At 72.1% G+C, this 26,262-nt stretch carries 28 protein-coding genes; 8 read left to right on the top strand and 20 right to left on the bottom strand.

What is annotated here, in order from left to right; all coding sequences use genetic code 11:
* Positions 1-62 precede the first annotated feature (62 nt).
* The 5 genes from nirB to QUC20_RS01510 are packed head-to-tail and all read left to right on the top strand — an operon-like array spanning position 63 to position 6,106.
* The gene (gene nirB / locus QUC20_RS01530) at positions 63-2,639 is read left to right on the top strand and encodes a nitrite reductase large subunit NirB (RefSeq protein ID WP_289330722.1); all 2,577 of its coding nucleotides are present in this window, start codon (positions 63-65) and stop codon (positions 2,637-2,639) included.
* Positions 2,636-3,043 (top strand): nitrite reductase small subunit NirD, encoded by a 408-nt coding sequence (gene nirD, locus QUC20_RS01525; protein WP_289330721.1) that lies wholly within the window; start codon positions 2,636-2,638, stop codon positions 3,041-3,043. Before nirB ends, nirD begins: the two co-directional genes overlap by 4 nt.
* Positions 3,040-4,269 carry a uroporphyrinogen-III C-methyltransferase gene (gene cobA / locus QUC20_RS01520; protein WP_289330720.1) on the top strand — a complete coding sequence of 410 codons (1,230 nt, stop codon included), beginning with the start codon at positions 3,040-3,042 and terminating at the stop codon, positions 4,267-4,269. Before nirD ends, cobA begins: the two co-directional genes overlap by 4 nt.
* Positions 4,266-5,411, top strand: coding sequence for a uroporphyrinogen-III synthase (locus tag QUC20_RS01515; RefSeq protein WP_289330719.1), 1,146 nt, complete (start codon positions 4,266-4,268; stop codon positions 5,409-5,411). The genes cobA and QUC20_RS01515 overlap by 4 nt, the downstream gene beginning before the upstream one ends.
* Complete coding sequence (locus QUC20_RS01510) at positions 5,408-6,106, top strand: sirohydrochlorin chelatase (protein WP_120263675.1); 699 nt, start codon at positions 5,408-5,410, stop codon at positions 6,104-6,106. The genes QUC20_RS01515 and QUC20_RS01510 overlap by 4 nt, the downstream gene beginning before the upstream one ends.
* A 25-nt stretch (positions 6,107-6,131) precedes the next feature.
* Here QUC20_RS01510 and QUC20_RS01505 read toward each other — a convergent pair whose 3' ends face one another.
* Complete coding sequence (locus QUC20_RS01505) at positions 6,132-6,800, bottom strand: ThuA domain-containing protein (protein WP_289330718.1); 669 nt, start codon at positions 6,798-6,800, stop codon at positions 6,132-6,134.
* Positions 6,801-6,897: 97 nt separating this feature from the next.
* A complete protein-coding gene (locus tag QUC20_RS01500) occupies positions 6,898-7,524 on the bottom strand; it encodes a TetR/AcrR family transcriptional regulator (RefSeq protein ID WP_289330717.1) in 627 nt (208 codons plus the stop codon).
* A gap of 64 nt (positions 7,525-7,588) precedes the next feature.
* On the opposite strand from QUC20_RS01500, the gene QUC20_RS01495 reads away from it, so the two are divergent.
* From QUC20_RS01495 to QUC20_RS01485, 3 genes are all read left to right on the top strand, one after another.
* Positions 7,589-8,659, top strand: coding sequence for an agmatine deiminase family protein (locus QUC20_RS01495; RefSeq protein WP_289330716.1), 1,071 nt, complete (start codon positions 7,589-7,591; stop codon positions 8,657-8,659).
* The gene (locus QUC20_RS01490) at positions 8,656-10,377 is read left to right on the top strand and encodes an amidase (RefSeq protein ID WP_289330715.1); all 1,722 of its coding nucleotides are present in this window, start codon (positions 8,656-8,658) and stop codon (positions 10,375-10,377) included. Before QUC20_RS01495 ends, QUC20_RS01490 begins: the two co-directional genes overlap by 4 nt.
* Before the next feature lie 66 nt (positions 10,378-10,443).
* A complete protein-coding gene (locus QUC20_RS01485) occupies positions 10,444-11,811 on the top strand; it encodes a pyridoxal phosphate-dependent decarboxylase family protein (RefSeq protein ID WP_289330714.1) in 1,368 nt (455 codons plus the stop codon).
* On the opposite strand, the gene QUC20_RS01480 is transcribed toward QUC20_RS01485, so the two are convergent.
* The 18 genes from QUC20_RS01480 to folE form a co-directional block, all read right to left on the bottom strand.
* Positions 11,812-12,282: a hypothetical protein gene (locus tag QUC20_RS01480; protein ID WP_289330713.1), complete on the bottom strand. Its 471-nt coding sequence runs from the start codon at positions 12,280-12,282 to the stop codon at positions 11,812-11,814.
* Positions 12,279-12,899: a S24/S26 family peptidase gene (locus QUC20_RS01475; RefSeq protein ID WP_289330712.1), complete on the bottom strand. Its 621-nt coding sequence runs from the start codon at positions 12,897-12,899 to the stop codon at positions 12,279-12,281. The genes QUC20_RS01480 and QUC20_RS01475 overlap by 4 nt, the downstream gene beginning before the upstream one ends.
* 13 nt (positions 12,900-12,912) lie before the next feature.
* Entirely contained in the window at positions 12,913-13,554 is a 642-nt protein-coding gene (locus tag QUC20_RS01470; protein ID WP_120263681.1) for a SipW-dependent-type signal peptide-containing protein, read from the bottom strand.
* A gap of 8 nt (positions 13,555-13,562) precedes the next feature.
* Positions 13,563-14,165, bottom strand: coding sequence for a SipW-dependent-type signal peptide-containing protein (locus tag QUC20_RS01465; protein WP_289330711.1), 603 nt, complete (start codon positions 14,163-14,165; stop codon positions 13,563-13,565).
* A 207-nt stretch (positions 14,166-14,372) separates the two neighbouring features.
* Positions 14,373-15,107, bottom strand: a complete 735-nt coding sequence (locus QUC20_RS01460; RefSeq protein WP_289330710.1) for a hypothetical protein — start codon at positions 15,105-15,107, stop codon at positions 14,373-14,375.
* Between the two features lie 59 nt (positions 15,108-15,166).
* Positions 15,167-16,636, bottom strand: coding sequence for a cardiolipin synthase (gene cls / locus QUC20_RS01455; protein ID WP_259455348.1), 1,470 nt, complete (start codon positions 16,634-16,636; stop codon positions 15,167-15,169).
* A 65-nt stretch (positions 16,637-16,701) separates the two neighbouring features.
* The gene (locus QUC20_RS01450; protein WP_120263685.1) at positions 16,702-16,893 is read right to left on the bottom strand and encodes a hypothetical protein; all 192 of its coding nucleotides are present in this window, start codon (positions 16,891-16,893) and stop codon (positions 16,702-16,704) included.
* A gap of 5 nt (positions 16,894-16,898) precedes the next feature.
* Positions 16,899-18,068 (bottom strand): DUF4192 family protein, encoded by a 1,170-nt coding sequence (locus QUC20_RS01445; protein ID WP_289330709.1) that lies wholly within the window; start codon positions 18,066-18,068, stop codon positions 16,899-16,901.
* Positions 18,069-18,163: 95 nt separating this feature from the next.
* Positions 18,164-19,681: a lysine--tRNA ligase gene (gene lysS, locus QUC20_RS01440; RefSeq protein WP_289330708.1), complete on the bottom strand. Its 1,518-nt coding sequence runs from the start codon at positions 19,679-19,681 to the stop codon at positions 18,164-18,166.
* 84 nt (positions 19,682-19,765) lie between these two features.
* Complete coding sequence (locus QUC20_RS01435; protein WP_120263688.1) at positions 19,766-20,404, bottom strand: formylglycine-generating enzyme family protein; 639 nt, start codon at positions 20,402-20,404, stop codon at positions 19,766-19,768.
* Positions 20,401-21,105, bottom strand: coding sequence for a DUF2520 domain-containing protein (locus tag QUC20_RS01430; RefSeq protein WP_289330707.1), 705 nt, complete (start codon positions 21,103-21,105; stop codon positions 20,401-20,403). Before QUC20_RS01430 ends, QUC20_RS01435 begins: the two co-directional genes overlap by 4 nt.
* A complete protein-coding gene (locus QUC20_RS01425; RefSeq protein WP_220700905.1) occupies positions 21,102-22,889 on the bottom strand; it encodes a PH domain-containing protein in 1,788 nt (595 codons plus the stop codon). Before QUC20_RS01425 ends, QUC20_RS01430 begins: the two co-directional genes overlap by 4 nt.
* Positions 22,886-23,494: a PH domain-containing protein gene (locus QUC20_RS01420; RefSeq protein ID WP_120263690.1), complete on the bottom strand. Its 609-nt coding sequence runs from the start codon at positions 23,492-23,494 to the stop codon at positions 22,886-22,888. The genes QUC20_RS01425 and QUC20_RS01420 overlap by 4 nt, the downstream gene beginning before the upstream one ends.
* Positions 23,442-23,930 (bottom strand): DUF3180 domain-containing protein, encoded by a 489-nt coding sequence (locus tag QUC20_RS01415; RefSeq protein ID WP_120263691.1) that lies wholly within the window; start codon positions 23,928-23,930, stop codon positions 23,442-23,444. Before QUC20_RS01415 ends, QUC20_RS01420 begins: the two co-directional genes overlap by 53 nt.
* Positions 23,927-24,475 carry a 2-amino-4-hydroxy-6-hydroxymethyldihydropteridine diphosphokinase gene (folK, locus tag QUC20_RS01410; protein ID WP_120263692.1) on the bottom strand — a complete coding sequence of 183 codons (549 nt, stop codon included), beginning with the start codon at positions 24,473-24,475 and terminating at the stop codon, positions 23,927-23,929. The genes QUC20_RS01415 and folK overlap by 4 nt, the downstream gene beginning before the upstream one ends.
* Positions 24,472-24,840, bottom strand: coding sequence for a dihydroneopterin aldolase (gene folB, locus QUC20_RS01405; protein WP_120264443.1), 369 nt, complete (start codon positions 24,838-24,840; stop codon positions 24,472-24,474). Before folB ends, folK begins: the two co-directional genes overlap by 4 nt.
* Entirely contained in the window at positions 24,837-25,673 is an 837-nt protein-coding gene (gene folP, locus QUC20_RS01400) for a dihydropteroate synthase (RefSeq protein ID WP_289330706.1), read from the bottom strand. The genes folB and folP overlap by 4 nt, the downstream gene beginning before the upstream one ends.
* Complete coding sequence (gene folE / locus QUC20_RS01395) at positions 25,670-26,260, bottom strand: GTP cyclohydrolase I (protein ID WP_023952933.1); 591 nt, start codon at positions 26,258-26,260, stop codon at positions 25,670-25,672. Before folE ends, folP begins: the two co-directional genes overlap by 4 nt.
* Between the last annotated feature and the right edge of the window lie 2 nt (positions 26,261-26,262).

Here is a 26,262-nt window from a genome sequence, read left to right as displayed (position 1 = left end):
CCGTAAGCAGCCGGAAACACGCCGCTGACGACCCGGCAACCTCGCCCGCGTACGGTCGCGGCATGAGCTCCACCGGCCCCACCCGACACATCGTCGTGGTGGGCGCCGGAATGGTCGCCCACCGTTTCGTCGAGAGCCTGCTGAGCCGCGCCGACGACACCTGGCGCGTGACGGTCGTCGGCGACGAGCCGCGACACCCCTACGACCGGGTCGGCCTGACATCGTTCTTCGCCGGCGCCTCCACCGAAGACCTCGAGCTCGACCGCTCGCCGTTCGACGACGAGCGCGTGCGGTTCCTCCGCGGGCGCACCGTCACCCGCATCGACCGCGACGCCGCCGAGGTGCTCGTCGACACCGGCGAGCGCATCGGCTACGACCGGCTCGTGCTCGCGACCGGCTCGTACGCGGCCCGGCTGGCGGTGGACGGATACGACCACGAGGGCTGCTTCGTCTACCGCACCCTCGACGACGTCGAAGCGCTCGAGGCGTTCGTGCAGCGACGCTCGGCTGAGCTCGGCCGACGGCTGACCGGAACCGTCATCGGCGGCGGCCTGCTCGGCCTCGAAGCGGCGGGCGCGCTGCAGGGGCTCGACGTCGACTGCACCGTGGTGCAGTCCTCCGACAGGCTGATGTCGGCTCAGCTCGACCTTCCGGCCGGAGATGCCCTGCGCCGCCTGATCACGGCACGGGGAATCGGGGTGCGCACCTCGGCGCTGACCACCCGGCTCGACGCCGATCGCACCGGCCAGGTGGTCGGGCTCGAGTTCCGCGACGGCACGTGGGAGCGCACCGACGTCGTGGTCTTCACCGTCGGTGTCCGCCCCCGCGACGAGCTCGCGCGCGATACCGGCCTCGCCGTCGACCCGCGCGGCGGCGTCGTGATCGACGAGGGATGCGACACCTCGGATGCCCGCATCCTGGCGATCGGCGAGGTCGCCAGCTTCGGCGGTCAGTGCGTCGGGCTCGTTGCTCCCGGCTACGCGATGGCCGAGGTCGCCGCGACGCGCCTGCTCGGGCTCGACGCCACCTTCGGCGGCTTCGACGTGTCGACGAAGCTGAAGCTGTCGGGCGTGGATGTCGCGAGCTTCGGCGACGCGTTCGCCGAGACGCCCGGCGCCCTCGACGTCGTCTACGCCGACCCCGTGGCGGGTGTCTACAAGAAGCTCGTGCTCTCGGATGACGCCAAGACCCTGCTCGGCGGCATCCTCGTCGGCGATGCCTCGGCGTACGGTTCGCTGCGCCCGCTCGTGGGCGGCGCGCTCGGCGGCGACCCGGTCGCCTACCTGATGCCGGACGGCGGCGTCGCGGCCCCGACCGGCGAGCTGCCCGATGCGGCCCTCGTCTGCTCGTGCAACAGCGTGACGGCGGGCGGCATCCGTTCGGCCGTCCACGACGAGGGATGCACGGATGTCGCCGCCGTCAAGGCCTGCACGAAGGCGGGAGCCGCGTGCGGCTCGTGCGTCCCGATGATCAAGAAGCTGGTCGGCGCCGAGCTCGCGAAGTCGGGGGCGACCGTCAGCAACGCCCTCTGCGAGCACTTCGACCTGTCGCGCCGGCAGCTCTTCGACGCAGTGCGGGTGTCGGGTCTGACGACGTTCAGCGCCGTGATCGAGCGCTTCGGCGCGGGGCGCGGATGCGACATCTGCAAGCCCGCGCTCGCCAGCATCCTGTCGACCCTCACCGGCCGTCACGTGCTCGACGGCGAGAACGCAACGCTGCAGGACACGAACGATCACGTCATGGCGAACATGCAGAAGGACGGCAGCTACTCCGTCGTCCCCCGCATCCCGGGCGGCGAGATCACCCCGGCGAAGCTGCTCGTGATCGCGCAGGTCGCCCAGGACTTCAACTTGTACACGAAGATCACCGGCGGCCAGCGGATCGACCTCTTCGGGGCCCGGCTGGAACAGCTGCCGGCGATCTGGGGGCGACTCGTCGAGGCCGGCTTCGAGTCGGGTCACGCGTACGGCAAGTCGCTGCGCACCGTGAAGTCGTGCGTGGGGTCGACCTGGTGCCGGTACGGGGTGCAGGACTCCGTCGGCATGGCGGTGCGCCTCGAACTGCGGTATCGCGGACTGCGCGCTCCCCACAAGTTCAAGCTCGGGGTCTCGGGATGCGCCCGCGAATGCGCCGAGGCCCGCGGGAAGGACGTGGGGGTGATCGCGACCGAGACCGGGTGGAACGTCTATGTCGGCGGAAACGGCGGGTTCACTCCGCGTCACGCGGTGCTGCTGGCCGAGAACCTCGACGACGACGCCCTCCTGACGACGATTGACCGCTTCCTGATGTACTACATCTCGACGGCCGACCGGCTGCAGCGCACCGCTCCGTGGTTCGAAGACCTCGAGGGCGGGATCGACGGTCTGCGCGCCGTCATCTTCGACGACGCGCTCGGGATCTGCGCCGATCTGGATGCCGCGATGGCGCGCCACATCGACGCCTACGAGGACGAGTGGGCGGCGACCCTCGCCGACCCCGACAAGCTGCGGCGTTTCGCGTCGTTCGTCAACGCGCCGACGACGCCGGACCCCTCGCTGGCGTACACCGTCGAGCGAGGTCAGCCGCGGCCCGCGACCGCCGACGAACGCACGGAAGACCGCGTGCTCATCGCCGGCACGACCCTGGAGGTGCGGCGATGACCCTGGTGGACGACACGGTGAGCGAGATCGACAGCGCGCTGCGCGCGCAGAGCCGCAGCTCGGCGTGGACGGCGGTGTGCCGGCTCGACGACCTCGAGGTCGAGCGTGGCCGTGCGGCGCTGCTCGGAGACCGGCAGATCGCCCTGTTCCTCCTGCACGACGGTCGTGTTCACGCGACGGCCAACCTCGACCCGTACAGCGGCGCGAACGTCATGTCGCGCGGGATCGTCGGCACCCGCGGCGACGCGCCCACGGTCGCGTCGCCGATGTACAAGCAGGTCTTCGACCTGCGGACGGGCGCATGCCTCGACACCCAGGGCAAGGAGCAGCGGATGCTGCCGGTCTGGCCGGTGGCCGTAAATGGCGAAGGCACCATCTTCATCCGCGACGGAGGTGCGGCATGACCACGATGCTCGGGCTCTCGCTCACCGGCCGTCGCGTCGTCTTCGTCGGCGGCGGGGCTGTCGCCGCCCGGCGGATCGGCCGGTTCCTCGACGAAGGAGCGGACGTCCGGGTCGTCTCCCCCGCCCTCGGCGACGCCATGCGGGATGTCGTGACCGCGCACGGCCTCACCTGGCTGCCGCGCGACGTGCGGCGGGACGATATCGCCGACGCGTGGCTCGTGCACACGGCTACCGGCATCCCCCAGGTGGATGCCGCGGTCGCGGCGTGGTGCGAATCGGACCGCGTCTTCTGCGTGAACACCTCCGACGGGGCGCACGGCTCGGCGCGGCTGGCGGCCGAGACCCGCAGTGGCGACGTCATAGTGGGGGTCGCCTCGGACGCGGGCGTCGACCCGCGACGCGCGGTGCGCCTGCGCGACGCGATCGCCGCCGCGCTGCGTGCCGGGATGCTGCCGCTGCGCCGACGCCGCCGCGGCGGTGGCCGGGTCGATCTCGTCGGCGGCGGCCCGGGTCCGGCCGACCTCATGACCGTGCGGGGCCGGCGCCTCCTCGCCGAAGCGGATGTCGTCGTGGCCGACCGGCTCGGCCCCGTCGACGTCCTTCACGAGCTCGAGCCCGGTGTCGAGGTCATCGACGTCGGCAAGCAGCCCGGCCACCACCCGGTGACGCAGGACGAGATCAACGTCCTGCTGGTCGCTCATGCCCGCGCCGGCAAACGCGTCGTGCGCCTCAAGGGCGGCGATCCGTTCGTCTTCGGCCGCGGTGGCGAGGAGGTCGCGGCCTGCCACGCGGCCGGCATCCCGGTCGAGGTCGTCCCCGGCCTCACGAGCATCGTCTCGGTGCCGCAAGCCGCCGGCATCCCGGTCACCCACCGCGGCGTCTCGGGCGGGCTCCACGTCGCCAACGGCCAGGGGCCGATCACGCCGTCGACACGGGCGGCGCTCGGCGACGACGCGATCACGACCGTCTTCCTGATGGGCGTCGCCGCGCTGCCGCGCATCGTCGAGGCCGCGCGGGCCGCGGGCGCTCCTGCCGAGCGTCCGGTCGCCATCGTCGAGCGGGGGCACACGCCGCAGCAGCGCACGACCCGATCGACGCTCGCGACGGTGCTCGCGGATGCCGCAGCCGCCGGTGTCGCGAATCCCGCGGTCATCGTGATCGGCGAGGTCGCCCGACCGGGCCTGCTGCTCGCGCACGCTGGAGAACGGGAGCGCGTCACCCGGTGAATCAGTCCGTCCGTCCCGCACTCTCGGCCGCTCTCGGTGGTTGCACGATCGTCATCGCCGTCGATCGGCGCTCGAACGAGCTCGCGACGGCGCTCGAGCGGCACGGGGCGAGCGTGCGACACGCGCCGGCGCTGAGCATCGTGCCGCACATCGACGACGAGGCGCTCATCTCGGCGACGCACTCGCTGATCGCAGATCCGCCGGATGTCGTCGTCGTGACGACAGGCGTGGGATTCCGGGGGTGGATGGAGGCCGCCGACGAAGCAGGGCTCCTCGACGATCTGCACGACGCCTTCGCCGGCGCCCAGATCGTCGCCCGCGGGCCCAAAGCGCGCGGTGCGATCCAGCAAGCGGGCCTCCTGGCCGACTGGGTCGCCGAGTCGGAGACCTCGGGCGAGCTCGGCGAGTTCCTGCTCGCCGAAGGCGTGCGCGGTCGCCGCGTCGCGGTGCAGCATCACGGCTCGGGAGCCGACGGCCTCGACGAGCTGTTCACCGGTGCGGGCGCAGACGTCGTCAGCCTCACGGTGTACCGGTGGGGGCCGCCGCCCGACCCGGCGGCCGTCGCGCGCTCGGTCGTCGCGACCGCACAGGGCGAGGTCGACGCCGTGCTCTTCACCTCCGCGCCGGGCGCGGCGGAATGGATCGCAACCGCCCGCCGGGAAGGCGTCCTCGACGACATCGTCCAGCGGGCGCACGGCCGGAGGCTGCTTCTCGCGGCCGTCGGGCCGATCACCGCAGCCCCCCTCCGCGGCGCCGGAGCGGAACCTCTGATCGCCGAACGCGGGCGGTTGGGCTCGCTCGTCCGCGCCGTCGTCACCCATTTCGGCGGCGGCCACGCGCCCTCGCTTCTCACCCCGGCCGGACGACTGGAGCTGCGCAGCTCGGCCGCCGTCCTCGACGGGCGCGTGATCCCGCTCTCACCGACCTCAGCCCTCATCCTCGAAGCACTCTTCGCCGCGGCGGGTGGCGTCGTGAGCCGCACCGATCTGCAGCGGTCGCTGCCGCGTTCGAGCGCCGGCGACCACGCCCTCGACGTCGCGATCGCCCGCACGCGCGAAGCGCTCGGGTGCCCCGGCCTCATCCGGACGGTCGTCAAACGCGGGTATCGACTCGACCTCACGACGACGGGAACGACGCCATGACCCCGGTCCTCATCGCCTGCTCCCACGGCACGAGCTCCCTCGAGGGCCGGGCCGCGATCGCCGGGGTCGTCTCGCGGGTGCGCGAGATGCTCCCCGGGGTGCAGGTCGAGGAGGCGTTCGTCGACGTGCAGGAGCCCGAGATCGACACCGTCGTCGCGGGCGTGCCCCCGGGGGCGGCATCCGTCGTCGTGCCACTGCTGCTCTCCACCGGCTTCCACACGCGGGTCGACATCGCACGCGCGGTCGCGGCGGCCCCCGGCCCGTGCGTCGCGACCCCCGCCCTGGGACCGCACGACCTGCTGGCTGGTCTGCTCGCCGAGCGGCTGCGCGCCGCCGGCCTGGCCGCGGGCGACGCCGCCCCCGGCGACGAAGCAGTCGTGCTCGCGGCGGCGGGATCGTCCGACCCGGCGGCCGAGGTCGACGTCATGGCGATGGCGGAGCTGCTGACCGCCCATCTGGGTATGCCGGTGTCGGTGGGCTTCGCCGCGGGCGCCGGCATCCGCATCGGCGTGGCGGTCGAGGCCGCGCGCGCGACAGGTGCGACGCGCGTCTTCGCCGCGAGCTACGTCCTCGCCCCCGGACACTTCGCGGGCGTGATCGCGAACGCCGGAGCAGACATCGTGACCGAGCCGCTCGCCCCCGACGACGCGGTCGCGGCGGTCGTCGTCGAGAGGTATCGCGCCGCGCTTCGCTGACGCGTCCGATCCACGGGTTCCCGGATCAGCTGCTCGCGACCGCCCAGGCCGCCAGAGCGGCGACGAGCGTGCGGTGCCCCGAGGCCTCGAAGGCGCGAGCGTCGTGACCAAGCACGTCGACCGCGATGCGGCCGCCACCGTACTCCCGGACCCACGCCGCGGCCTCCTTCGCGCCATCGCCCTCGTGCCACGCCACGACGGTCCGGTGCCCGAGCCGCTGCAGCGCGCAGTAGCGCTCGTCGTGGGTGTGGAAGGTGGTGGGAACCTCGACGGGCACGGCATCCGGCTCGACCTGGACCGTCATCTCACCCGCCTCGGGGTGGAACGAGAGCTCGGGCAGCCAGATGGCGCCCAGCGCGGGTGCCCACTCCGGATAGTCGCGCAGCGACGACACCGCCGAATGCACCGCCAGCACGCCGATGCCGCGCTCGAGCGCCGCGGCGAAGCCCGCGACCGAGGACGGCGGGGCGCCCCGCGTCAGGCTGCTTCCGCCGCGCCACGGATCGCCCGCGCAGACCGCGACGAGGTCGTAGCCGTCGAGGTTCGCCATGCCCTGATCGACGTCGTCCGACACGGCGACTTCCCAATCACGGTGACGGAGGATGTCGGCGACCTGCGCACCGACCTCGGCGAACGGATGCCACGGGTCGGCGTACCGCCCCGATCCGGTCAGGACGAGTGCTCGATGTGCCATGGCTGTGCTCCCTCGCTCGCGTGATCCCACCGTAGGGGCCATGCGCTTCCCGCGCCGACGGGTTGAGAATCGCCGCCCCCTGTGAAAGCGGTCCCGGTCACCGCGCCACGAGGTCTCCCGCGCGCAGCCCGAGCAGCGCCTCGACCGCCGTCGACATCAGGCGGATGCGCGAGTCGGCGTCGCGCCACGACACGAGAGCGTGGGCGTTGAGCCCGTCGATCATCCCGAGCACTTGGGCCGCGACGGCCGCGGGGTCGTCGACCCGGAACGTGCCGGTGCGCACGCCGTCGCGGATGATGCCTTCGAGGAAGGCCGTCCAGGCGTCCATCTGCGTGCGCACCCGCTCGGCGAGCGCTTCGTTGCGACGGCCGAGCGCCCACGACTGCACCCACACGAGCGTGACGTCGGAGCGGCTGCCGTCGAGGAGCGTGCGCAGCAGCTCGCGTACCAGCACCACGGAATCGGGGTTGCCCGCGCGGAGGTGTTCGAGGTCGCGCAACTCGGCGGCGACGATCGTCTCGAAGGCTGCGGCGACGACGTCGTCCATGCTCGGCGCATGGTGGGCGACCAGCGCCGACCCGACTCCCACCGACGCCGCGACCGCGCGCAGGGTCACCGCGCTGAGCCCCTGCTCGCGCGCGATGCTCTCGGCGGCGGCGGCGATCTGCGCGCGGCGCTGCTCTCCGCTCAGTCGCGCTCGCCCCGCGGAATCCTTTGACGCCATGCCCGCCAGTCTGTACGCTTCCGAGAAATTGATCAACTGATCAACTAGACCTCGGAGGACCGCGATGCCCTGGAGGATGCCGGCCGAGTCCGCGCCGCACGAGCGCACCTGGATGGCGTTCCCGCGCGTCGGGCTCACCCTGGGAGAGACTGACGCCGACCGCGCGGAGGGGTACGCCGCCTGGACCGCCGTCGCCCGCGCCGTCGCCGAGTTCGAGCCGGTCTCGATGCTCGTCGATCCGACCGAGACCGCACGGGCGCGCGATCTGCTCGGCAGCGGGATCGAGCAGCACGAGACGCCGGTCGACGAGTTCTGGATGCGCGACCACGGCCCCACCTTCGTGCTCGATGACGAGCGGCCGGGCGTCCTCGGCGCGGTCGACTGGATCTTCAACGGCTGGGGCGCCCCCGACTGGGCGGATTGGCGACTCTCCGCCGAGCACGCCCGCATCATCGCGGCTCACGTCGGAGCGGAGCTCGTCAGCTCGATGCTCGTCAACGAGGGCGGCGGCATCCACGTCGACGGCGCCGGCACGGTGCTGCTGACCGATACCGTCCAGCTCGACCCGCGCCGCAACCCCTTCGCCGATCGCGCCCGCGTGGAGGCAGAGATGCTCCGCACGATCGGCGCCGACACGGCCATCTGGCTGCCACGTGGGCTGACGCGCGACTACGACGAGTTCGGCACCAACGGCCACGTCGACATCGTCGCGACGTTCGCGGCCCCCGGCCGGGTGCTGCTGCACGCGCAGTCCGACCCTGCGCACCCCGACCACGCCGTCATGCCCGAGATCCGCGCCGCCCTCGAGGCCGCGACGGATGCCGCGGGCCGGGGCCTCGAGATCGTCGACCTGCCCGGACCCGCCCAGCTGCGCGACGACGAGGGCTTCGTCGACTTCAGCTACGTCAACCACCTCGTCGTCAACGGCGGGGTCGTCGCGTGCGGGTTCGGCGACCCGGCGGCGGACGACCGGGCCCGCGGCATCCTCGCCGATGCCTACCCCGGCCGCCGCGTCGTGACGGTCGACGTCCGCCCGCTTTTCGCCCGCGGCGGCGGCATCCACTGCATCACGCAGCAGCAGCCCGCTCTCCCCGCACCCTCCCCCGTCGACTCGCATACAGGGACCGACCGGTGATCGAGGTCAGCGAGGCCACGATCGCCGGGCTCGGGGCGGCGCTCGCGAGCGGCGAGACCACCGCGGTCGAGCTCGTCGAGGCCTACCTCGCCCGCATCGACGCCTACGACGGCCCCGACACCGCCACGGCGCTCAACGCAGTCGTCGTCAGCAACCCCGACGCCCTCACCGAAGCCCGCGCATCCGATGACCGTCGTGCCCGCGGTCAGAGCCGCGGCCCGCTCGACGGCATCCCCTACACCGCGAAGGACAGCTACCTGGTCCGCGGCCTGACTGCCGCCGCCGGAAGCCCCGCCTTCGCCGACCTCGTCGCGCAGCGCGACGCGTTCACGATCGAGCGGCTGCGGGATGCCGGGGCCATCTGCCTCGGCCTGACCAACATGCCCCCGATGGCCAACGGCGGCATGCAGCGCGGTCTTTACGGGCGGGCCGAGAGCCCGTACAACGCCGACTATCTGACCGCCCCGTTCGCGTCGGGGTCGTCGAACGGATCGGGCACGGCCACCGCCGCGAGCTTCGCCGCCTTCGGACTCGGCGAGGAGACGTGGTCGAGCGGGCGCGGGCCGGCCTCGTACAACGCCCTGTGCGCCTACACGCCCTCGCGCGGGGTGATCTCGGTGCGCGGCAACTGGCCCCTCGTCCCGACGATGGATGTCGTCGTGCCGCACACCCGCACGATGGCCGATCTGCTCGCCGTGCTCGACGTGATCGTCGCCGACGATTCCGACCGCCGCGGCGACTTCTGGCGGATGCAGCCCTGGGTCGCGATCCCCGCTGCCTCGGCCGTCCGCCCGCCCAGCTACCGCGACCTCGCCGTCGCGAACCCCGCCGCTGCCCGCGAAACCCTGGCCGGGCGGCGCATCGGCGTCCCGCGGATGTACATCGGCGCCGATCCGGATGCCGGCACCGCGGCCGAACCCGGCATCGGCGGGCCCACGGGGCGGCGCATCGAGACGCGGCCGGGGGTGATCGCACTGTGGCACGCACTGCGCGACGACCTCGAAGCTGCCGGAGCCGAGGTCGTCGAGACAGACTTCCCCGTCGTGTCGCGCTACGAGAACGACCGGCCGGGCGCGGGCTCCATCGCGACGAACGGCCGCGTGAGTGCCGAGTATCTGCGCCGCGAGATCGTCGATCTGTCGGCGTGGGCGTGGGACGACTTCCTCCGCGCCAATGGCGACCCCGCTCTCCCGGGGCTCGCAGGTGTCGACGGCACGCGGATCTTCCCGCAGCCCGACGGCGCGCTGCCCGACCGGTACGACGGGTTCGACGACGACATCGCCGAGTACCCCGACTGGATCCGGTCCCACCCCGACACGGCGCTCAACGACATCCCGCAGCTCGAGGCCGGTCTCCGCGGCCTCGAGGAGACCCGGCGCGTCGACCTCGAGGAATGGATGGATGCCGCCGGCCTCGACGCCGTCGCCTTTCCCGCCGTCGCCGACGTCGCTCGCGCGGACATGGACGTGAACCCCGCCTCCGCCGACCTCGGCTGGCGCAACGGCACCTGGATCGCCAACGGCAACCTCGCCGTCCGCCACCTCGGCATCCCGACCGTGACGGTTCCGATGGGGATCCTCCCCGACATCGGGATGCCGGTCGGTTTGACGATCGCCGGGCGCGCGTACGACGACAACGCGCTGCTCCGCCTCGGCGCGGCCGTCGAAGCGCTCGCTCCCCGCCGGGTCGCGCCGCCGCGCACGCCGCCGCTTCGCTGACCCCGTCGGGGCACCAGCCTGTCCCGAACCGCCCCGACAGAACTACCCTCGACGCAAGGAGGACCCATGACCGAGCGCTTCCCCGCCCGTATGCACGACGTCACCGACGAGACCCGCGCGATCGTCGATCTCGTGCTGGAGTACTCGCGCGGCCGGCTCCTCGCCGAGGACACGCCGCTCGACAAGCCCCTGCCGCCGTCCGAGCTGCGCCGACTGGCCGGCCGCACGATCGACGCCGAGGGCATCGGCGCCCGCAAGGCCATCGGGGTCTTCGAGCACATCCTCGCCCCGTCGTGCATCTCGACCGACGACCCGCGCTACCTCTCGTTCATCCCCAGCGCGCCCTCGAAGGCCGCCGCCGCGTTCGACCTCGTCGTCTCGGCGAGCGCACTCTACGGCGGATCCTGGCTCGAGGGCGCCGGCGCGGTTCACGCCGAGAACGAGGTGCTGCGCTGGCTCGCCGATGAATTCGGGCTGCCCGCGAGCGCGGGGGGCGTCTTCGTGCAGGGCGGCACGCTCGGCAACCTCTCGGCGCTCGTCGCGGCACGCGAGACCGCACGCGCCCGCGGCATCCGTCCCGACCGCTGGCGCGTGGTGTGCAGCGCAGAGGCGCATTCGTCGATCGCGTCGGCCGCGCGGGTCATGGATGTCGAGGTCGTGGCGGTCCCCGTCGCCGAAGACGGAGTGCTGCGGGGCGAGGCGGTGCGCGCCGCGCTCGCGGAGCACGGCGAGAGCGTCTTCGCCGTCGTCGCGACCGCCGGGTCGACCAATTTCGGCATCGTCGACGACATCGCATCGGTCTCGGCGGTCACGCGCGAACACGGCGTCTGGCTGCACGTCGACGGCGCGTACGGTCTCGCGGCGATGCTCTCACCGGTCGCGCGCCATCGATTCGCCGGTGTCGAGAACGCCGACTCCGTGATCGTCGACCCCCATAAGTGGCTCTTCGCCCCGTTCGACGCGTGCGCGCTCATCTACCGCGACCCCGAACTCGGGCGGCGCGCCCACACGCAGCACGCCGAGTATCTCGACACGCTCACCGAGACCTCCGACTGGAGCCCGTCCGACTACGCCGTGCACCTCACGCGCCGGCCGCGCGGTCTTCCCCTGTGGTTCTCGCTCGCGACCTACGGCACCGATGTGTACCGCGACGCGATCACCCGGTCGATCGAGCTCGCGGAGCGCATCGCCGCTGAGATCGAACGCCGCCCCGAACTGACGCTCGTCCGCCGGCCGCAGCTCGGCGTCGTCGTCTTCGAGCGGGTCGGGTGGGAGCGGTCCGATTACGCCCGCTGGTCGTCGGACCTGCTCGAGCGCCAGCACGCCTTCGTCACCCCGAGCAGCCACGCGGGACGGACGAACGCACGCTTCGCGATCCTCAACCCGCGTACGACGTACGACGACCTCACCGGCATCCTCGACACGATGGCCTGATCACGCCGCGCAGGACGACGTGAGACCGACCGCGACGGAGAGGAAGCCGATCGTCGCGGTGTTCGTGGCGGCACGCTCCCAGCCGCCGGGGCCGACCGCGTAGAGGGTGAACACCGAGGAACCGACCTCGACGAGGCTGGGCGAGAGCGACACCGAGGTCGCCGTGGCCGGCAGGGTTCCCGAGCGGTTCGCCGCTCCCACGAGCGTCCACCGGTATCCGGCGATGTTCCCTCCCGTCGGTGCGGCGTTCCACCCGACGACCGCGGGCACGAGCAGCCCGGATTGCACGCACCGGACCGCCCCGGGCGAGGTCACCGTGATCGCCGAGAGCGTCGCCGAGGAGGCCACCTCGGCGTCGACCCAAGCCGCATCGGTCGTGATCGGGGCGAGCAACCCCGCGGCCGCACACCCCGCGAGCATGAGTCCGGCGGCGACGAACCGGCCACGGCCACGGGTGCGGCGCGGTCTCACGTTCGACCCCTCCGCGCGGATGCGGGCCGCCGCCGAGGTCTTCCGCGGCCCCGCCTGGGCCAGAAGACCGCCACGACGAGCACCGTCGCCGCCACGGTCACCCCGACCATGACGGGCGGCGTCGCACCGGCGGCGATCAGAGGTGCGGCCCCCGGGATGGAGAACATCACGATGCGAACGCGTTCCACGTCGTAGGGGAACGGGTCCTCGACCGCGTTCGCATCACCGCGCATCGTGATCCGGCGCGCCTCGGGATCACCCTCCGGCACCCCGGCGACGCTCGTGACGCGGTGCGTGATCGGCAGCTTGCCCGCGCGTTCGACGGTCACGACATCACCTACGCGAACCTCCGAAGCCGGGATGCCGCGGGCGACGGCGGCCGCGCCGGCGGGGATCGTCGGCGACATCGAGCCGGTGCTGAACAGCGTCACACGCACGTCGAAGACGGCCGCCGCGATGGCCAGCACGATGCAGAGCGCTCCCGCCGCCGCCGCCACGACGAGGGCGATGTCACCGACCCGCGAGAGGCGGCCACGCCGCGGGGCGGCGACTCGTGCCGTCCGCGCCTCGGCACGGGTCGCCGCCCGCGTGGACGGTGGGAGGGTCGAGGAACTCATCTCACGCCCGCTCTCAGCTCGCCGACGTCCCCGTGAAGGTCCACGTCACCGTGCCGGATGTGCCCTGGAAGGTGTTGGCGGCGCCGGGCTGGATGCGCACCTCGACGCAGAAGCCGAGCTGAGCTCCCGCTGCGTCGATCGGGTTCGCGACGACGCTGCTCGGAACGGTGGTGACCGGGATGTAGGTCGACGCCCCGCCGGCGATGAAGACCGGCGTTCCCGAGGTGAAGGCGGCCGCGTTGCACGTGGCCGTCGGAACGGCGGCGCTCAGGCGCACTGCGCGGTACTCGAGCGCCGACGCCAGCCCGCCGGTCGCGGTCGCGGCCGTCAACGAGACCGTGCCTCCGACAGTCGAGGTGGGAGACGTGCGCACGTTGATCCAGGCCTGCGCCAGTGCGCCCGGCGAGAGCGCGCCGCCCGAGAAGGTCAGGGTCGCCGCGTTCGCGGTGGTCGCGTGGCTGGCGTAGGTCGGCGATCCGGCCGTCTGCGACTGCGTGTCGAACACGCTCGCGACGAACGCCCCGGTGGCCACCTCGCTGTCGGTCCAGGCCGCGATCGTCGAGGCCGCGCCGACCCCGAGCACGGTCCCCGCCGCGAGAACCGCCAGCACGCGCCGGCGCCGCCACCGACGCCGCGCGTCGCGTCTCGTCTGCATCCGCGGAATCAGGGCAGCGGGTCGCCCGACGTGCCCGCGAACTCCCATGTGATCGTTCCGGCCTCGCCTTGCCCGATTGCACCGGCCGTCACGACGAAGCAGAGGTTCACCGGGGCCCCTGCGGCAGTGAGGTCGAAGACGTCGACGGTTCCGGTCACGTCGGCGGCGCGATCGGCGACGACCTCCGCACCGGTGGGCGGGGCGGCTGCCGAACACGTCGTGCCGAAGTCGTCCTCGACGAACAGCGAGTAGGTGAGGTCGTCGCCGATGGCTCCGCCGATGACGTTCTCGACGGTGACGGCCGCCTCGTTCGTCGACGTGTCTGAGAGCTGCACGGCGAACGGCGCGTAGACGACATCGTCGGGGGCGAGAGTGTCGGCGTCGATCGTGAAGGTCAGGGTCTTCCCGGGCGCTGCGGCATCGCTCGTGAACGTCGTCCCGTCGGTGCTGCCCTGCAGGTCGAACGAGCCTGCGCCGAAGGTGCCCGTGGCGAACTCCGAGTCGTTCCAGACGGCGAGGGTGACGATCGCACCGACGCCGAGCACCAGGCCGCCCGCCGCGAGCGCCAGGGCCATCCGCCGACGGCGGTGCGGCTCGGCGGGTCCGTCCATCCGGGATCGTTCTGCTGATGGGGGTGCGGATGTCATGGGGGGCTCCTCGGGCGCGACGCGGACGGTTCAGGTCCTGAGGACTGTAGCCGCGGGATGCACGCGTGCGAGAGGCTCGTGAGCAGAACCCGTATGCGGGGATTCGCGCTCAGCGTTCCCTCAGTAGTCGGGTCCGCCGACTACTGGGGAGACGCCCGAGGAGCGCCGGAATCAGCCGATGACGGCGACGCGCTGCTCGTCGCCCGCGGGCGAGACGAGCACGATCTCGCCGGGGCGCGCATCGTCTGATACACCCTCGACCGTGAGCACGCTCAGCCGGGGCGCGTAGTCCATCGTGCACACCTGGTCGGCGGCTGCAGCCGCCTCGGTGGCGCGCACCGCGTCGCCGTCGAGGGCCACGGACTCGAACACGGGCGGGCAGCTCGACGAACCCCAGGTCAGTAGCACGAGACCCGCGTCGTCGAACCAGCCGGCGCTCGGCATCATCTCGTCGTTCACGTCACCCGTCGGTGCTTCGAGGCCCGCGACCCCGTCGAGGTCGGCGTCGCCGGTGTACCCACCGGTCACGACGATCTCGAGGTCCTGCGCGGGGTCGATGCCCGCCGGCAGCCCGACGTACGACGCCCGCGGCACGTAGTCACGCGTGCACGCCGCACCCTCGGGGTCGCTCAGCTCGACCGTGACCGTCTGCCCGGAGGCCGAGACCTCGCCGACGACCGGCTGGCACGACGAGCTGCCGTAGGTCACGAGGCCGACGGCACGCCCGCCGTCGAGCCACGCAGCCTCGACGTCGGCCTCCTGCGAGGGCGCGGGCGAGCCGGCATCCGACCCGCTGGATGGCGCGCCGCCGGGGGCGGCCCCACCGGGAGTCGTGGCGCAGCCTGCGAGAGCGAGTGCTGCGAGGAGCAGCAGAGCGGATGCCGCGGTCGTGCGTGTCGTCGTCATGATCTCATCCTTCCGTCATCCCGAGAGTGTCGCGTCACCGCGCATCGTCTCAGAACGGATCACTGCAGGGCGGAGGTCAGACGCGCGAGGTTGTCGAGCACCGTCGATCGGAGCGGCTGCTTCATCCATTCCTCGAGGGTGAGCTCGCGCGAGAGCGATCGGTACTGGTCCTCGACCTGACGCAGCTGAGCGATGAACTCCTCGCCGCGCACGAGCATGGAAATCTCGAGGTTCAGACCGAACGACCTCATATCCATGTTGCTCGAGCCGATGATGGCGACGTCGTCGTCGATCGTCAGGCTCTTCGTGTGCAGGATGTACGGCCTGCGGTACATCCAGATCTTCACGCCGGCTCGCAGCAGCGCCTCGTAGTAGCTGCGCTGCGCGTGGTAGACCATCGCCTGATCGCCCTCTTCCGAGACGAACAGCTCGACCTGCAGGCCGCGCTGGCACGCCGTCTGCACCGCGAGCAGCAGTCCTTCGTCGGGCACGAAGTACGGGCTGACGATGATCACGCGCTTCTGCGCGGCGAACAGGAGCGCGGTGAAGAGCTTGAGGTTGTTCTGGAACTCGAATCCCGGCCCGGACGGGACGATCTGGCAGTCCAGGTCTCCCGGCCCGCTCTCGAGCTCGAACAGGCCGACGTCCTCCGAGGGGGCCGAGCCGGTCTCGCTGTACCAGTCCGAGAGGAACACCGCGTCGATGCTGGCCACCACGGGACCCTGCACCCTCACCATCAGGTCGACCCAGTGCAGGCCTCGCTTGATGTTCTTCTTCAGGTTGTACGTCGAGTCGGTCATGTTCTGCGACCCGGTGAACGCCACCTGCCCGTCGATGACGATCAGCTTGCGGTGGTTGCGCAGGTCGGGTCGCTGATACTTGCCCCGCAGCGGCTGCACCGGGAGCATGTGATGCCAGTCGGCTCCCATGGCCGTGAGCCGCTTGACGGTGGCGCGATAGTTCGGCTTGCCTCGGTTGGCCCAGTAGTCCAAGAGCACTCGAACGGTCACCCCGCGGGCGGCGACCTCCTCGAGCGCCGCGAAGAAGACGTCGGTCGTCTTGTCGGACTGGAGGATGTAGAACTCCACGTGCACGTACCGCTCGGCCTTGCGCACCTCTTCCGCCATCCGGCGGATGCTCTCCTCGTAGTCGGAGATGATCTCCGCGCCGTTGTCGCCCGCGAGTGGCATCGCGCCGAGGTTGCGGTTGAGCGTGACGACGGAGGTGAACCAGGCCGGAGCATCGGGGCGCAGGGTCCCGAAGTCGAGCCCCTCGCTGGTCTCGCGGATGTACTGGTTGATCTCGCGCTGCATCCGGCGCCGTTTGCGCGGGAGGCGCGGATTGCCGATCAGCAGGAAGAGGAAGACGCCGACGAACGGGATGAAGTAGATCGCCAGAAGCCACGCCATGGCGGCGGTGGGCCGCCGGTTTCGCGGGACGACGATGATCGCGGTGATGCGGATGATCAGGTCGGCGATGAAGACCAGGACGAGCCACCAACCGGGGAACTCGAACGCGGTGAACTCGATCGTCACGCCGCCCCTCCGATCTGCTCGGAATCAGCGTATCGGGCGCGACCGCTCATCCCACGGGGTCAGGGGGTCGAGCTATCGGGCGTCGGCGCGGCGAGCCCGCGGGCCGCACGCTCCTGCGCCTCGATCTTCGCGTACGCCCGGCGCTCGGTGCGATCCATGCGCAGGATGCCGCGGAGGACGAAGACGAAGAGCACCGAGACCACCAGGGTCGGCAGCAGCGACCAGATGACCGCGCTCACGTATTCGTCCATGCCCCCTATCGTACGTGTCCCCGCTGATGAAAGGCCCAGTCGGGGAGGTGACCGATCTGCGCGAACGACAGCAGGATCTCTGCGAGCCCGTGATCGGGGTCGATCTCCAGGGCGCGCTCGGCGTACGACGCGGCGTGCGTGGAGCGCCCGAGCGCCCAGGCGAGCCACGCGCACAGCGCGAGCGGCCCGGGCCGCAATCGGCGCGGAGCCAGCGCGGCGACCTCGCGCATCACCGCGAGCGCGGCCAGCAGCCGGTCGGGATCGGGCCGGTCGCCGTCACCCCACATGATCCGGCCGAGCCGCTCGGGATACTCCTCGCCTTCCTCCCACCGGCGCTGCGCATCGAGGGCGTCGTCGCCGCGGCCGGCATCCGTCGCCCACTGCACGAGGGCCACGTCACGCAGTGAGGGACGCGAGAGGCACCACACCAGCAGCGCCACGACGAGGGGGTCGAGGTCGGCAGGATCGCCCTCGAGCACCCGCTCGAACAGTCGCGGCGGATCGTCGAGCTCGCACGCGGCCTCGAGCGCCGCCTGGTCGACGCTGCCCGCGCCGTCCGTCTCACCGCGCGGCCGCCGACGACCACCGCCCACCCGCGGTATGCCGCACAGCACCGCGAGCGCCGCTTCGAGCGAGCGCAGTGCGCCGCCCACCACGCGGCGTTCCGCGGCGCTGCGTCGCGGCAGGTCCGCGCCGGCAGCGTGGTCGCGATCGATCGCCGTGCCGGGGCCCGGATCACCGTGGCGTGCAGCGGCCCGTTCGATCTCGCTCAGCGGCCTCCCACCCGCCGGGCACGACGCGTCGAGGTGCGACCCCCAGCCGTCCGTCGCGACGGTCAGCAGATCGACGACCCGCACGCCGCAGACGTCGGCCGCCCGGCTGACCGCCGCCAATACGGGGACCCCCGGCAGCCCGTCACCCGCGGACTCGGGAGCGTACGCGATCGCCGTCAGGGCATCGGCATCCGGGATGCGGCACACCATTCCGACGATCGTCGCGGCTGCGCTGTCGAGGTCGCCGAGCGCGCCGGTCGGCAAGTCGACCCGCATCGCACCGAGGCTCCGGGAACCGGCGAACGGCACCACCACGAGGCTGCGGCTCGGGGCGAAGCCGAGCAGATGAGGAACGAGGGAGAGGAAGTGCGCGGCATCCGCGGCGCGAACAGTCGTGGTCATGCAGACCAGGCTGGCGCCGGGCGCGAGGGTGCGGAGACCGTCCGGAGCAGGATGTGGAAACCCCGCCCGGTGCTTTCCCCTCGCAGGAACCGCGGCTACTTGACCAGCGGGAAGAGGATCGTCTCGCGGATGCCGAGGCCCGTGATCGCCATCAGCAGGCGGTCGATGCCCATGCCCATGCCGCCAGTGGGCGGCATCCCGTGCTCGAGCGCGCGCAGGAACTCCTCGTCGACGTGCATCGCCTCGTCGTCGCCGCGGGCGCCGAGCTTGGCCTGCTCGACGAAACGCTCCCGCTGGATGACCGGATCGACGAGCTCGGAGTACCCGGTCGCCAGCTCGAACCCGCGCACGTACAGGTCCCACTTCTCCACGACTCCCGCGATCGTGCGGTGCTCGCGGACGAGCGGTGACGTGTCGACGGGGAAGTCCATGACGAAGGTGGGCCGCTCGAGCCCGCCCTTGACGAAGTGCTCCCAGAGCTCTTCGACGAGCTTGCCGTGCGTCGCCACCTTCTCGGGCACGACGACGCCCACCTCCGCCGCGAGCGCCTGCAGCTCGTCGAGCGAGGTGGCAGGGGTGATGTCGCGCCCCGCGGCGGCCGAGAGCGAGTCGTACATCGAGATGCGGTCCCAGTCGCCGCCGAGATCGAACTCGGTGCCGTCGGCCCACGTGACGGTCGTCGACCCCGCGACGGCCACGGCCGCGTTCTGGATGAGCTCCTGCGTCAGATCGGCGATGCCGTTGTAGTCGCTGTACGCCTGGTAGGCCTCGAGCATCGCGAACTCGGGGCTGTGGGTCGAGTCGGCACCCTCGTTGCGGAAGTTGCGGTTGATCTCGAACACGCGGTCGATGCCGCCCACGACGGCGCGCTTGAGGAACAACTCGGGCGCGATGCGCAGGAACAGCTCGGTGTCGAAGGCGTTCGAGTGGGTGATGAACGGGCGCGCGGCCGCGCCACCGTGCTGCACCTGCAGCATCGGGGTCTCGACCTCGAGGAAGCCATGCGCCTCGAAGGTGCGGCGCAGTGAAGCGTTGACCTTCGCCCGGGCCACGACGGTCTCGCGCGCGGTGTCGCGCACGATGAGGTCGAGGAAGCGCGAACGCACGCGGCTCTCCTCGCTGAGCTCGGAGTGGAGGTTCGGCAGCGGCAAGAGGGCCTTCGACGCGATCTGCCAGCTGCTCACCATGATCGACAGCTCGCCGCGGCGGCTGGAGATGACCTGGCCGGTGACCGAGACGTGGTCGCCCAGGTCGACGAGCTCCTTCCACGCCTGCAGCGACTCCTCGCCGACCTCGGCGAGCGAGACCATGGCCTGGATGCGGCTGCCGTCGCCGGCCTGCAGCGACGCGAAGCACAGCTTGCCGGTGTTGCGACTGAACACGACGCGCCCCGCGACCGATGCGACCACGCCGGTCTCGGCGCCCGCCTCGAGGTCGGCGTAGCGCTCGCGCAGCGAGGGGATCGTGTCGGTGACGGCCACGGCGACGGGATAGGCGCCGCCCGCGGCATCCGCTCGCTCGCTCAGCAGCCGCTCGCGCTTGGCGAGGCGCACGGCCTTCTGCTCGATGACGTCGTCGGCGTCGTCGACGGGGGGCACGGGCGCGTCGCTCATGGCAGAAAAACTCCTCGGGATTCGACGTGCCAGTCTACCGAGCGCGTCACGCGTGCTTGGCGATACACCCGTCGGACCGGCCCCCTACGCGATCGCCCCGCGGGCAACTCGCAGTCCGATGTCGTCGTGAGCGCTGTCGGGACGAGCCCCGCGGCGCGTGCCGGCCCGGACGGTCGTCGCGGCGTCGGCGAACCCGCCCCCGCGGAACACGCGGTCGCGCGACCCCGTGTCGGGGGCGAAAAGGTCCCAGCACCACTCCGAGACGTTGCCGAGCATGTCGAACAGGCCGAAGAGGTTCGGATGCCGCCCGCCCACGTTCTGCGGCGACGAGAGGTTGTCGGCAGCGGTCCAGGCGATCTCGGCGAGCGGTCCGTACTGCGCGGCCCGCGAGCCCGCGCGGCAGGCGTACTCCCATTCGCGCTCGGTCGGCAGCCGGTACCCGTCGGAGTCGTCGTACCAGCGCACCTCGTCGCCGTCGACCGCGTAGGCGGGATCCAGTCCCTCCCACTCCGACAGCGCGTTGCAGAACCGCACCGCGCGCAGCCACGACAGCTGCACCGCCGGACGCCGTGGGTACCCGGCCGTCACCCCGAGCACCTCGCCGAGCTGTTCCTCGGTCACGGGGTACACGCCGATCTCGAAGGACTCGACCCACGGCGCGCGGCCGGCGCCGGCGACCGGCAGCTGACCGGCGGGGATGCGGGTGAGCTCGAGGTCGCTCACAGGAGCTCGTCGTCGGGGCTCGCGCCCCGCCCCGCGGCGGTCAGCGCACGTTCGACGGTCGAGTGCACGAGGGTCGAGAGGAAGCGGCCCGGGTTGGGCACGCCGGCATCCTCGAGCAGGGAGGCCGACTGCTGCACGATCGAGGCGGCGAACTGGGTCGCGGTCGCGATCGCCTCGCCGTAGGCGGGCCGGTCGGCATCGGCGACGACGACGGGCTCGCAGCCCAGCTCGACGGCGAGAGCCTGTCCGATCGGCAGGACGGCGGCCGGCGCTGTCACCGCGGCGTACGCACCCGCGAGCTGGCGCAGGTCGAGGGTCGATCCGGTGAAGGCGATGGCGGGATGCACGGCGAGTGGGATGGCTCCTCGCGCGGCGGCCGGCGCGAGCACGTCGAGACCGTGCCCGGGGTCGGTGTGCAGCACGAGCTGCCCCACCTGCCAGGCTCCGAGCTCGGCGAGACCGCTCACGAGCGGGCCCAGCTCGTCGTGGGGCACCGCGATGACGACGAGCTCGCTGCGGCGCACGACCTCGTCGGCGTCGAGAACCGGGACCCCGGGGATCACCGCGTCCACGCGCTCGCGGTCGGATCCCGCGGTGACACCGGTCAGCGCGTGGCCGGCGCCCGCGAGCGCGGCACCGATCACGGGTCCGACCCGGCCGGCTCCGATGATGCCGACGCCGAGGCGCGAGCTCGCGCTCATCGGCCCTCCCCCGCGGTGTCGTCCGCGCGCGGCGGCACGTACGGCGGCGGGGGCACGGCGCCCGGCGGAAGCTCGGTCGCGCCGACCGGCGGGGGCAACGGCACCGACGTTCCGGGCACGGCGAATCTCGCCTGCTCCGGGCTCGGCGAGGAGAGCACCGGCTCAGCGGCATCCGTCGTCTCGGCCCAGCGGTGCGAGCGGTCCGATGCGGCGGCCGAGACCGCCAGCTCGGCGACCCGCTCGAATGCCGCGATCACGTCGTCGCGGTCGATGCCCGCGACCGCGGTGAGCACCGGGCCCGACACCGTGTGAGCGCGCAGAGACGCGACCCGCAGCGCGCGTGAGACCGGCCCCTGGTGCAGCGCGACCGACTGCAGCCGCGCGAGCGGCAGCACCGCGAGCATGCGCCAGATCAGCCCGCGCCGCAGCATCAGCAGGTCGCCCGTGATCGCGAGGCCGTTGCGCCGCCACGACAGCGGACGCACGATGCGTGCTCGTCGCGGCGTCGTCACGTATCCCCCGGCGGACGAGCCGCCGAGCACACCGTCGCGGACGATCGCCGCGCGCTCCTCCTCGGCGACCGACGGCAGGATGAGGCCGAGCACCCGCTCGACGTCGGCGAGCGTGCCGACGGGGAGGACGGTGGTGAACTGATCGGTCGTCGTGTCGGACGCGCTGCGGCCGGTCATGCGGTTGATCCGCACCGTCCACCATCCGAACCCGCGCCAGAGGATGGACTGCGTGATCTCGACCGCGTGGATGCGCCCGGGAGGCAGGATCTCCGACACGGTCGTGAGCAGACCGAACGTCACGCGGACACCGTCGCGCGTCGGCGCGATGGAGTACCGCAGCGACCGCACGATCGTCCGCACCCAGTAGGCGCCGAATCCGAGCAGCGCCGGGAAGTAGGCGAACAGCACCCAGAACACACCCTGCGACAGCGCGATCGCGAGCGCGGTCGCGCCCGCGAGGATCACGACGGTGCCCCAGCTGGCGAATTGCGACCCGATCAGGCGGCCAGCCGGGATGCGCACGACGGACTCGGGCTCGGCGGCATCCGCGTCGTCACCCTCGATCAGACCGGTGAGGCCGCGAGCGACGGTGTCGGCGACCGCGATGCGCGCTCCACCGGCGGCTGCCGCGGCTGCTCGCTGTTCGGCGAGGCGCTGCCCCGAGGCCAGCCGCAGGATGTCGGCGCGAATCGTCTCGGCGTTGCCGGTCGAGAGGTATTCGAGCTTGACGTTCGCGTCGGCACCCGCGCCGACGATCTCGAGCTTCGCGGCTCCGAGAAGTCGCGCGACCGCGGGCCGGGTGAGGTTGACGCCCTGCACGCGGTCGAGCGGCGCGCGGCGCTGGGTGCGCGAGAGGATGCCGCTGCGCACCTCGACGTCGTCCTCGGTGATGCGGAACGTGTGGAACCGCCACGACAGGTAGAACGCCCCGATGATGACGGCGAGCACGCCGACGGTGACGAGCAGGGCGATGAGGACGAGGTTGTTGGCCAGCACCCACCCGATCGGATCGCCGGCCGCCTCGTACTCCTCCCACTCGTCGATCGGAACGTCGGGGGCGAAGGCCGGCACGAAGATGCTGATGAGCCGGTCGCGCATGTTCGCGACGACGATGCCGAGCACGACGAGCAGCGCGAGGCCGCCGCGCAGCAGCGGTGTGAGCGGATGCAGCCGGTGCCACTCGCCGTCGCTGAGAGGCGACCGGACGAGCGCGGCGGGCGGGGCGGATACCCCGGCGTCGGCCGTAGGCGGGTTCGGGACGGGGTCGGTCACAGCCCGGTCCGCCGCGATTCCGCCACCGACATCAGGTGGTCGCGCAGCGCCTCGGCGGCCTGCTGCGTGAGGCCCGGGATCACGACCCCCGTCGCTGCGGCGGCCGTCACGAACTTCAGCTGCGCGATCCCGAAGCCGCGGTCGAGCGGCCCGTGCGTGATGTCGACGAGCTGCATGCGGCCGTACGGCACGGCGACCATGCGCTGCCACAGGATGCCGCGGCGGAAGACGAGGTCGTCCTCGCGCAGCTGATAGCCGATCGAGCGCACCTGGCGTGGCAGGATCGCCATGCCCGCGAGGGTCAGCACGATCAGGATGATGCCGGGGATGAGCGCCCACCGCTGGTCGGCGACCAGGAGCAGCACGAGCATCACGGCGACGATGATCGCCAGGACGAAACCGTTGCTGATCAGCTGAACGGCGAGGTACTTGCGTGAGATCTGGTGCCACACGCCCTGCTCGAGAGCGAGACGTCCGGCCCCGCGGGGCTCGCGGATGCGGTCATAGGTGCCGGCATCGAGGGTCGCGTCGATCGTGCCGGACTCCGCAGCGTCAGTGGTGGGAGGGAGTGGCGTCGGGCTCGGGTGGTCCGGGCTGGTCGTCATCGTCGTCCTTCCGAATGGTGCAGAGCTGTTCTGCGATCACGCCGGCCGCCACGAGCACCACGGCTCCGACGATCGCGGCGACGACCGCTCCCGTTGAGCCTACTGACGGCGGGACGGGCCGTGTGAGAAGGAAGAGCAGGAGACCGACGCCGATGCCGCCGACGAGCGCTCCGACGATGCTCGACGCCTTCGCCAGCATCGCGACGCGAACCGCCCGGAACGGGTCGACCCGCGGAGCCTGGCCCCGGGTCGCCCGGCGGATCGGGAGGGCGAGGGCGATGACCGAGACGCCCAGCAGCACGAAGAGCACGGGGAGCATGACCGACGGAGTGAACGTCGCGCGGCCCGCGCCGGTGAGCAGCTGGTCGATGACGAACCCCGCGGCGATGCCCAGCACTGCCGCGACGACGAGGGTCGCGGGAGATGTGCGTCTCACGATGCACTCCCGGTCAGACCCGCCAGCAGCGCGTCGACCCGGCCGCGGCCGGGAAGCACGGCCTCGGGGTCGACGGCCAGCCACGGCCGGAGCACGAAATCGCGCTCGTGCGCGCGCGGGTGCGGCAGCACGAGCGTCGGGGTGTCGCAGACGACGTCGCCGTGTGCGATGAGGTCGAGGTCGAGCGTGCGATCCTGCCACCGGGCCTGATCGGCCGTCCGCGGGGCGCGACCATGGCGCTCCTCGATCGCATGCAGATAGCCCAGCAGCACGCTGGGGGCCAGTCTCGTGTCGATGAGGGCGACCGTGTTGAGATATGCAGGGGCCGCGGCATCCGGACCGTCGAGGGTCAGCGCGACCGTCTCGATCGGATCGGCGGCTCGCGCGACCCGGGTCAGGGGCAGCCGGTCGAGGTCGGCGATCGCGTGCTCGACCGTGGCCGCCCGGTCGCCGAGGTTCGCGCCGATCGCGACGACGGCTCGCCGCGTCAGCGCGCTCTCGGTGGGGCGGGGCTCGGGCGATTCCTGGGCGAGACGGCGGCTCATCGGTTCTCCCGTCGGCGGGTGAGGGTCACACTGACATCACCGAAAGGCACCGCGATGGGCGCCTGCGGCTTGTGCACGGTAACGGCGACGGCATCCACGCGGTCGAACGCGAAGGCCGCGCGCGCAATGCGGTCGGCGACGGTCTCGATGAGGTCGGCCGGCTCGCCCGACAGGATCGCGGCGACTCTCTCGGCCAGCTCTCCGTAGTGCACCGTATCGGCCACGTCGTCGCTCGCCGCGGCGTCGGCCAGCGACAGTTCGAGCTCGACGTCGGCGACGAACTCCTGCCCCTCGCGCCGTTCGTGCTCGTAGACCCCGTGATACCCGACGGCCCGGATGCCGCGCAGCGTGATGCGGTCGCTCATGGGGCCTCCCGCCACCGAGAGCGCACCGCCAGCGCGTCGCGTGTCGACTCGACGTCGTGCACGCGCACTCCCCACGCTCCCACGTCGGCCGCGAGCACGCTCGTGACGGCGGTCGCGAGGTCGCGCCGCGCCATGTCGGACGCATCCGCTGCGTCGGCCCCGGCATCCCCGCTGTCCAGGACGTCTCCGATGGCCTCGCGCAGGAATCCCTTGCGGCTCGTGCCGACGAGCACGCGCTTGCCGAGCCCGACGACACGGTCGAGGTGGTGCAGCACCGCCCAGTTCTGGTCGCCCCGCTTGCCGAAACCGATGCCGGGGTCGAGCACGATGCGTGAGGGGGCGATACCTGCCGCGATCGCAGCGCCCACGCGCTCCTGGAGCTCGGCGATCACTTCTCCGACGACGTCCTCGTACCGGGCGGCGGCGTACATGTCGGTCGAGTGTCCGCGCCAGTGCCCGATGACGACATCCGCGTCGGATGTCGCGACCGCGGCGAACATCTCGGGGTCGGCGAGCCCACCCGAGACGTCGTTGATGATCCGGGCCCCCGCCGCGACCGCGGCCGACGCGGTGCCGGCGTTCATCGTGTCCACGCTCACCACGATGCCCCGCGCCGCGAGCGCCTCGATCACCGGGACGACGCGCCCGCGCTCGACGTCGGGCTCGACGCGCTCGGCGCCCGGCCGGGTCGACTCGCCGCCGACGTCGACGATGTGCGCGCCGGCGCGTCGCAGAGCCTCGGCGTGACCGATCGCGACGTCGAGGTCGAGGTACCGACCGCCGTCGCTGAACGAGTCGGGCGTGATGTTGAGGATGCCCATGATCAGCGTCATGCTGCGCCGCCCGAGATCAGCGCGATCAGCTCGGCCCGCTCGGCCGGCTCGGTGTAGACGCCGCGGGCGGCGACCGTCACGGTCGAGGCATCCGTCTGTCGTCCGCCGCGCATCGTGACGCATTCGTGGGCGGCATCCAGCACGACCAGCACGCCGCGCGCATCGAGCGCACCCGCGATCGTGTCGGCGATCTGCTCGCCCAGGCGCTCCTGAACCTGCGGTCGCGCCGCGAGCGTGTCGACCACCCGCGGCAGCGCGCCGAGCCCGACCACCTGCTCACCCGGCAGGTACGCGATGTGGGCGTGTCCGGCGAAGGGCAGCAGGTGGTGCTCGCAGAACGAACGGAACCGGATGCCGCGCACCATGACAGCGCCCGACGGCAGCGTGTCGGGAGCGGGGCCCCGCGCGACCGAGATCGTGTGCGCGAGCGGTTCGGCAGCGTCGGCGCCCACTCCCGAGAAGAACTCGGCATACGCGTCGGCGACCCGCTGCGGGGTCTGCTTCAGCCCGGGACGGTCGGGGTCCTCCCCGATCGCCTCGAGCAGGTCGCGCACGAGGGCGGCGACGCGTTCGCGATCGACGGCCACGC

Origin of the sequence: Microbacterium arborescens (genome assembly GCF_030369635.1) — a bacterium.
Taxonomy (GTDB): domain Bacteria; phylum Actinomycetota; class Actinomycetes; order Actinomycetales; family Microbacteriaceae; genus Microbacterium.
This window is presented reverse-complemented; position numbering and strand designations above follow the sequence as displayed.

Excerpts from the sequence above, each read along its gene's own strand:
- nirB (WP_289330722.1), top strand. The coding sequence starts at position 63 with ATGAGCTCCACCGGCCCCACCCGACACATCGTCGTGGTGGGCGCCGGA.
- nirD (WP_289330721.1), top strand. The coding sequence starts at position 2,636 with ATGACCCTGGTGGACGACACGGTGAGCGAGATCGACAGCGCGCTGCGC.
- cobA (WP_289330720.1), top strand. The coding sequence starts at position 3,040 with ATGACCACGATGCTCGGGCTCTCGCTCACCGGCCGTCGCGTCGTCTTC.
- QUC20_RS01510 (WP_120263675.1), top strand. The coding sequence starts at position 5,408 with ATGACCCCGGTCCTCATCGCCTGCTCCCACGGCACGAGCTCCCTCGAG.
- QUC20_RS01505 (WP_289330718.1), bottom strand. The coding sequence starts at position 6,800 with ATGGCACATCGAGCACTCGTCCTGACCGGATCGGGGCGGTACGCCGAC.
- QUC20_RS01500 (WP_289330717.1), bottom strand. The coding sequence starts at position 7,524 with ATGGCGTCAAAGGATTCCGCGGGGCGAGCGCGACTGAGCGGAGAGCAG.
- QUC20_RS01495 (WP_289330716.1), top strand. The coding sequence starts at position 7,589 with ATGCCCTGGAGGATGCCGGCCGAGTCCGCGCCGCACGAGCGCACCTGG.
- QUC20_RS01485 (WP_289330714.1), top strand. The coding sequence starts at position 10,444 with ATGACCGAGCGCTTCCCCGCCCGTATGCACGACGTCACCGACGAGACC.
- QUC20_RS01475 (WP_289330712.1), bottom strand. The coding sequence starts at position 12,899 with ATGAGTTCCTCGACCCTCCCACCGTCCACGCGGGCGGCGACCCGTGCC.
- QUC20_RS01470 (WP_120263681.1), bottom strand. The coding sequence starts at position 13,554 with ATGCAGACGAGACGCGACGCGCGGCGTCGGTGGCGGCGCCGGCGCGTG.
- QUC20_RS01465 (WP_289330711.1), bottom strand. The coding sequence starts at position 14,165 with ATGGACGGACCCGCCGAGCCGCACCGCCGTCGGCGGATGGCCCTGGCG.
- QUC20_RS01460 (WP_289330710.1), bottom strand. The coding sequence starts at position 15,107 with ATGACGACGACACGCACGACCGCGGCATCCGCTCTGCTGCTCCTCGCA.
- QUC20_RS01450 (WP_120263685.1), bottom strand. The coding sequence starts at position 16,893 with ATGGACGAATACGTGAGCGCGGTCATCTGGTCGCTGCTGCCGACCCTG.
- QUC20_RS01445 (WP_289330709.1), bottom strand. The coding sequence starts at position 18,068 with ATGACCACGACTGTTCGCGCCGCGGATGCCGCGCACTTCCTCTCCCTC.
- lysS (WP_289330708.1), bottom strand. The coding sequence starts at position 19,681 with ATGAGCGACGCGCCCGTGCCCCCCGTCGACGACGCCGACGACGTCATC.
- QUC20_RS01430 (WP_289330707.1), bottom strand. The coding sequence starts at position 21,105 with ATGAGCGCGAGCTCGCGCCTCGGCGTCGGCATCATCGGAGCCGGCCGG.
- QUC20_RS01420 (WP_120263690.1), bottom strand. The coding sequence starts at position 23,494 with ATGACGACCAGCCCGGACCACCCGAGCCCGACGCCACTCCCTCCCACC.
- folK (WP_120263692.1), bottom strand. The coding sequence starts at position 24,475 with ATGAGCCGCCGTCTCGCCCAGGAATCGCCCGAGCCCCGCCCCACCGAG.
- folB (WP_120264443.1), bottom strand. The coding sequence starts at position 24,840 with ATGAGCGACCGCATCACGCTGCGCGGCATCCGGGCCGTCGGGTATCAC.
- folP (WP_289330706.1), bottom strand. The coding sequence starts at position 25,673 with ATGACGCTGATCATGGGCATCCTCAACATCACGCCCGACTCGTTCAGC.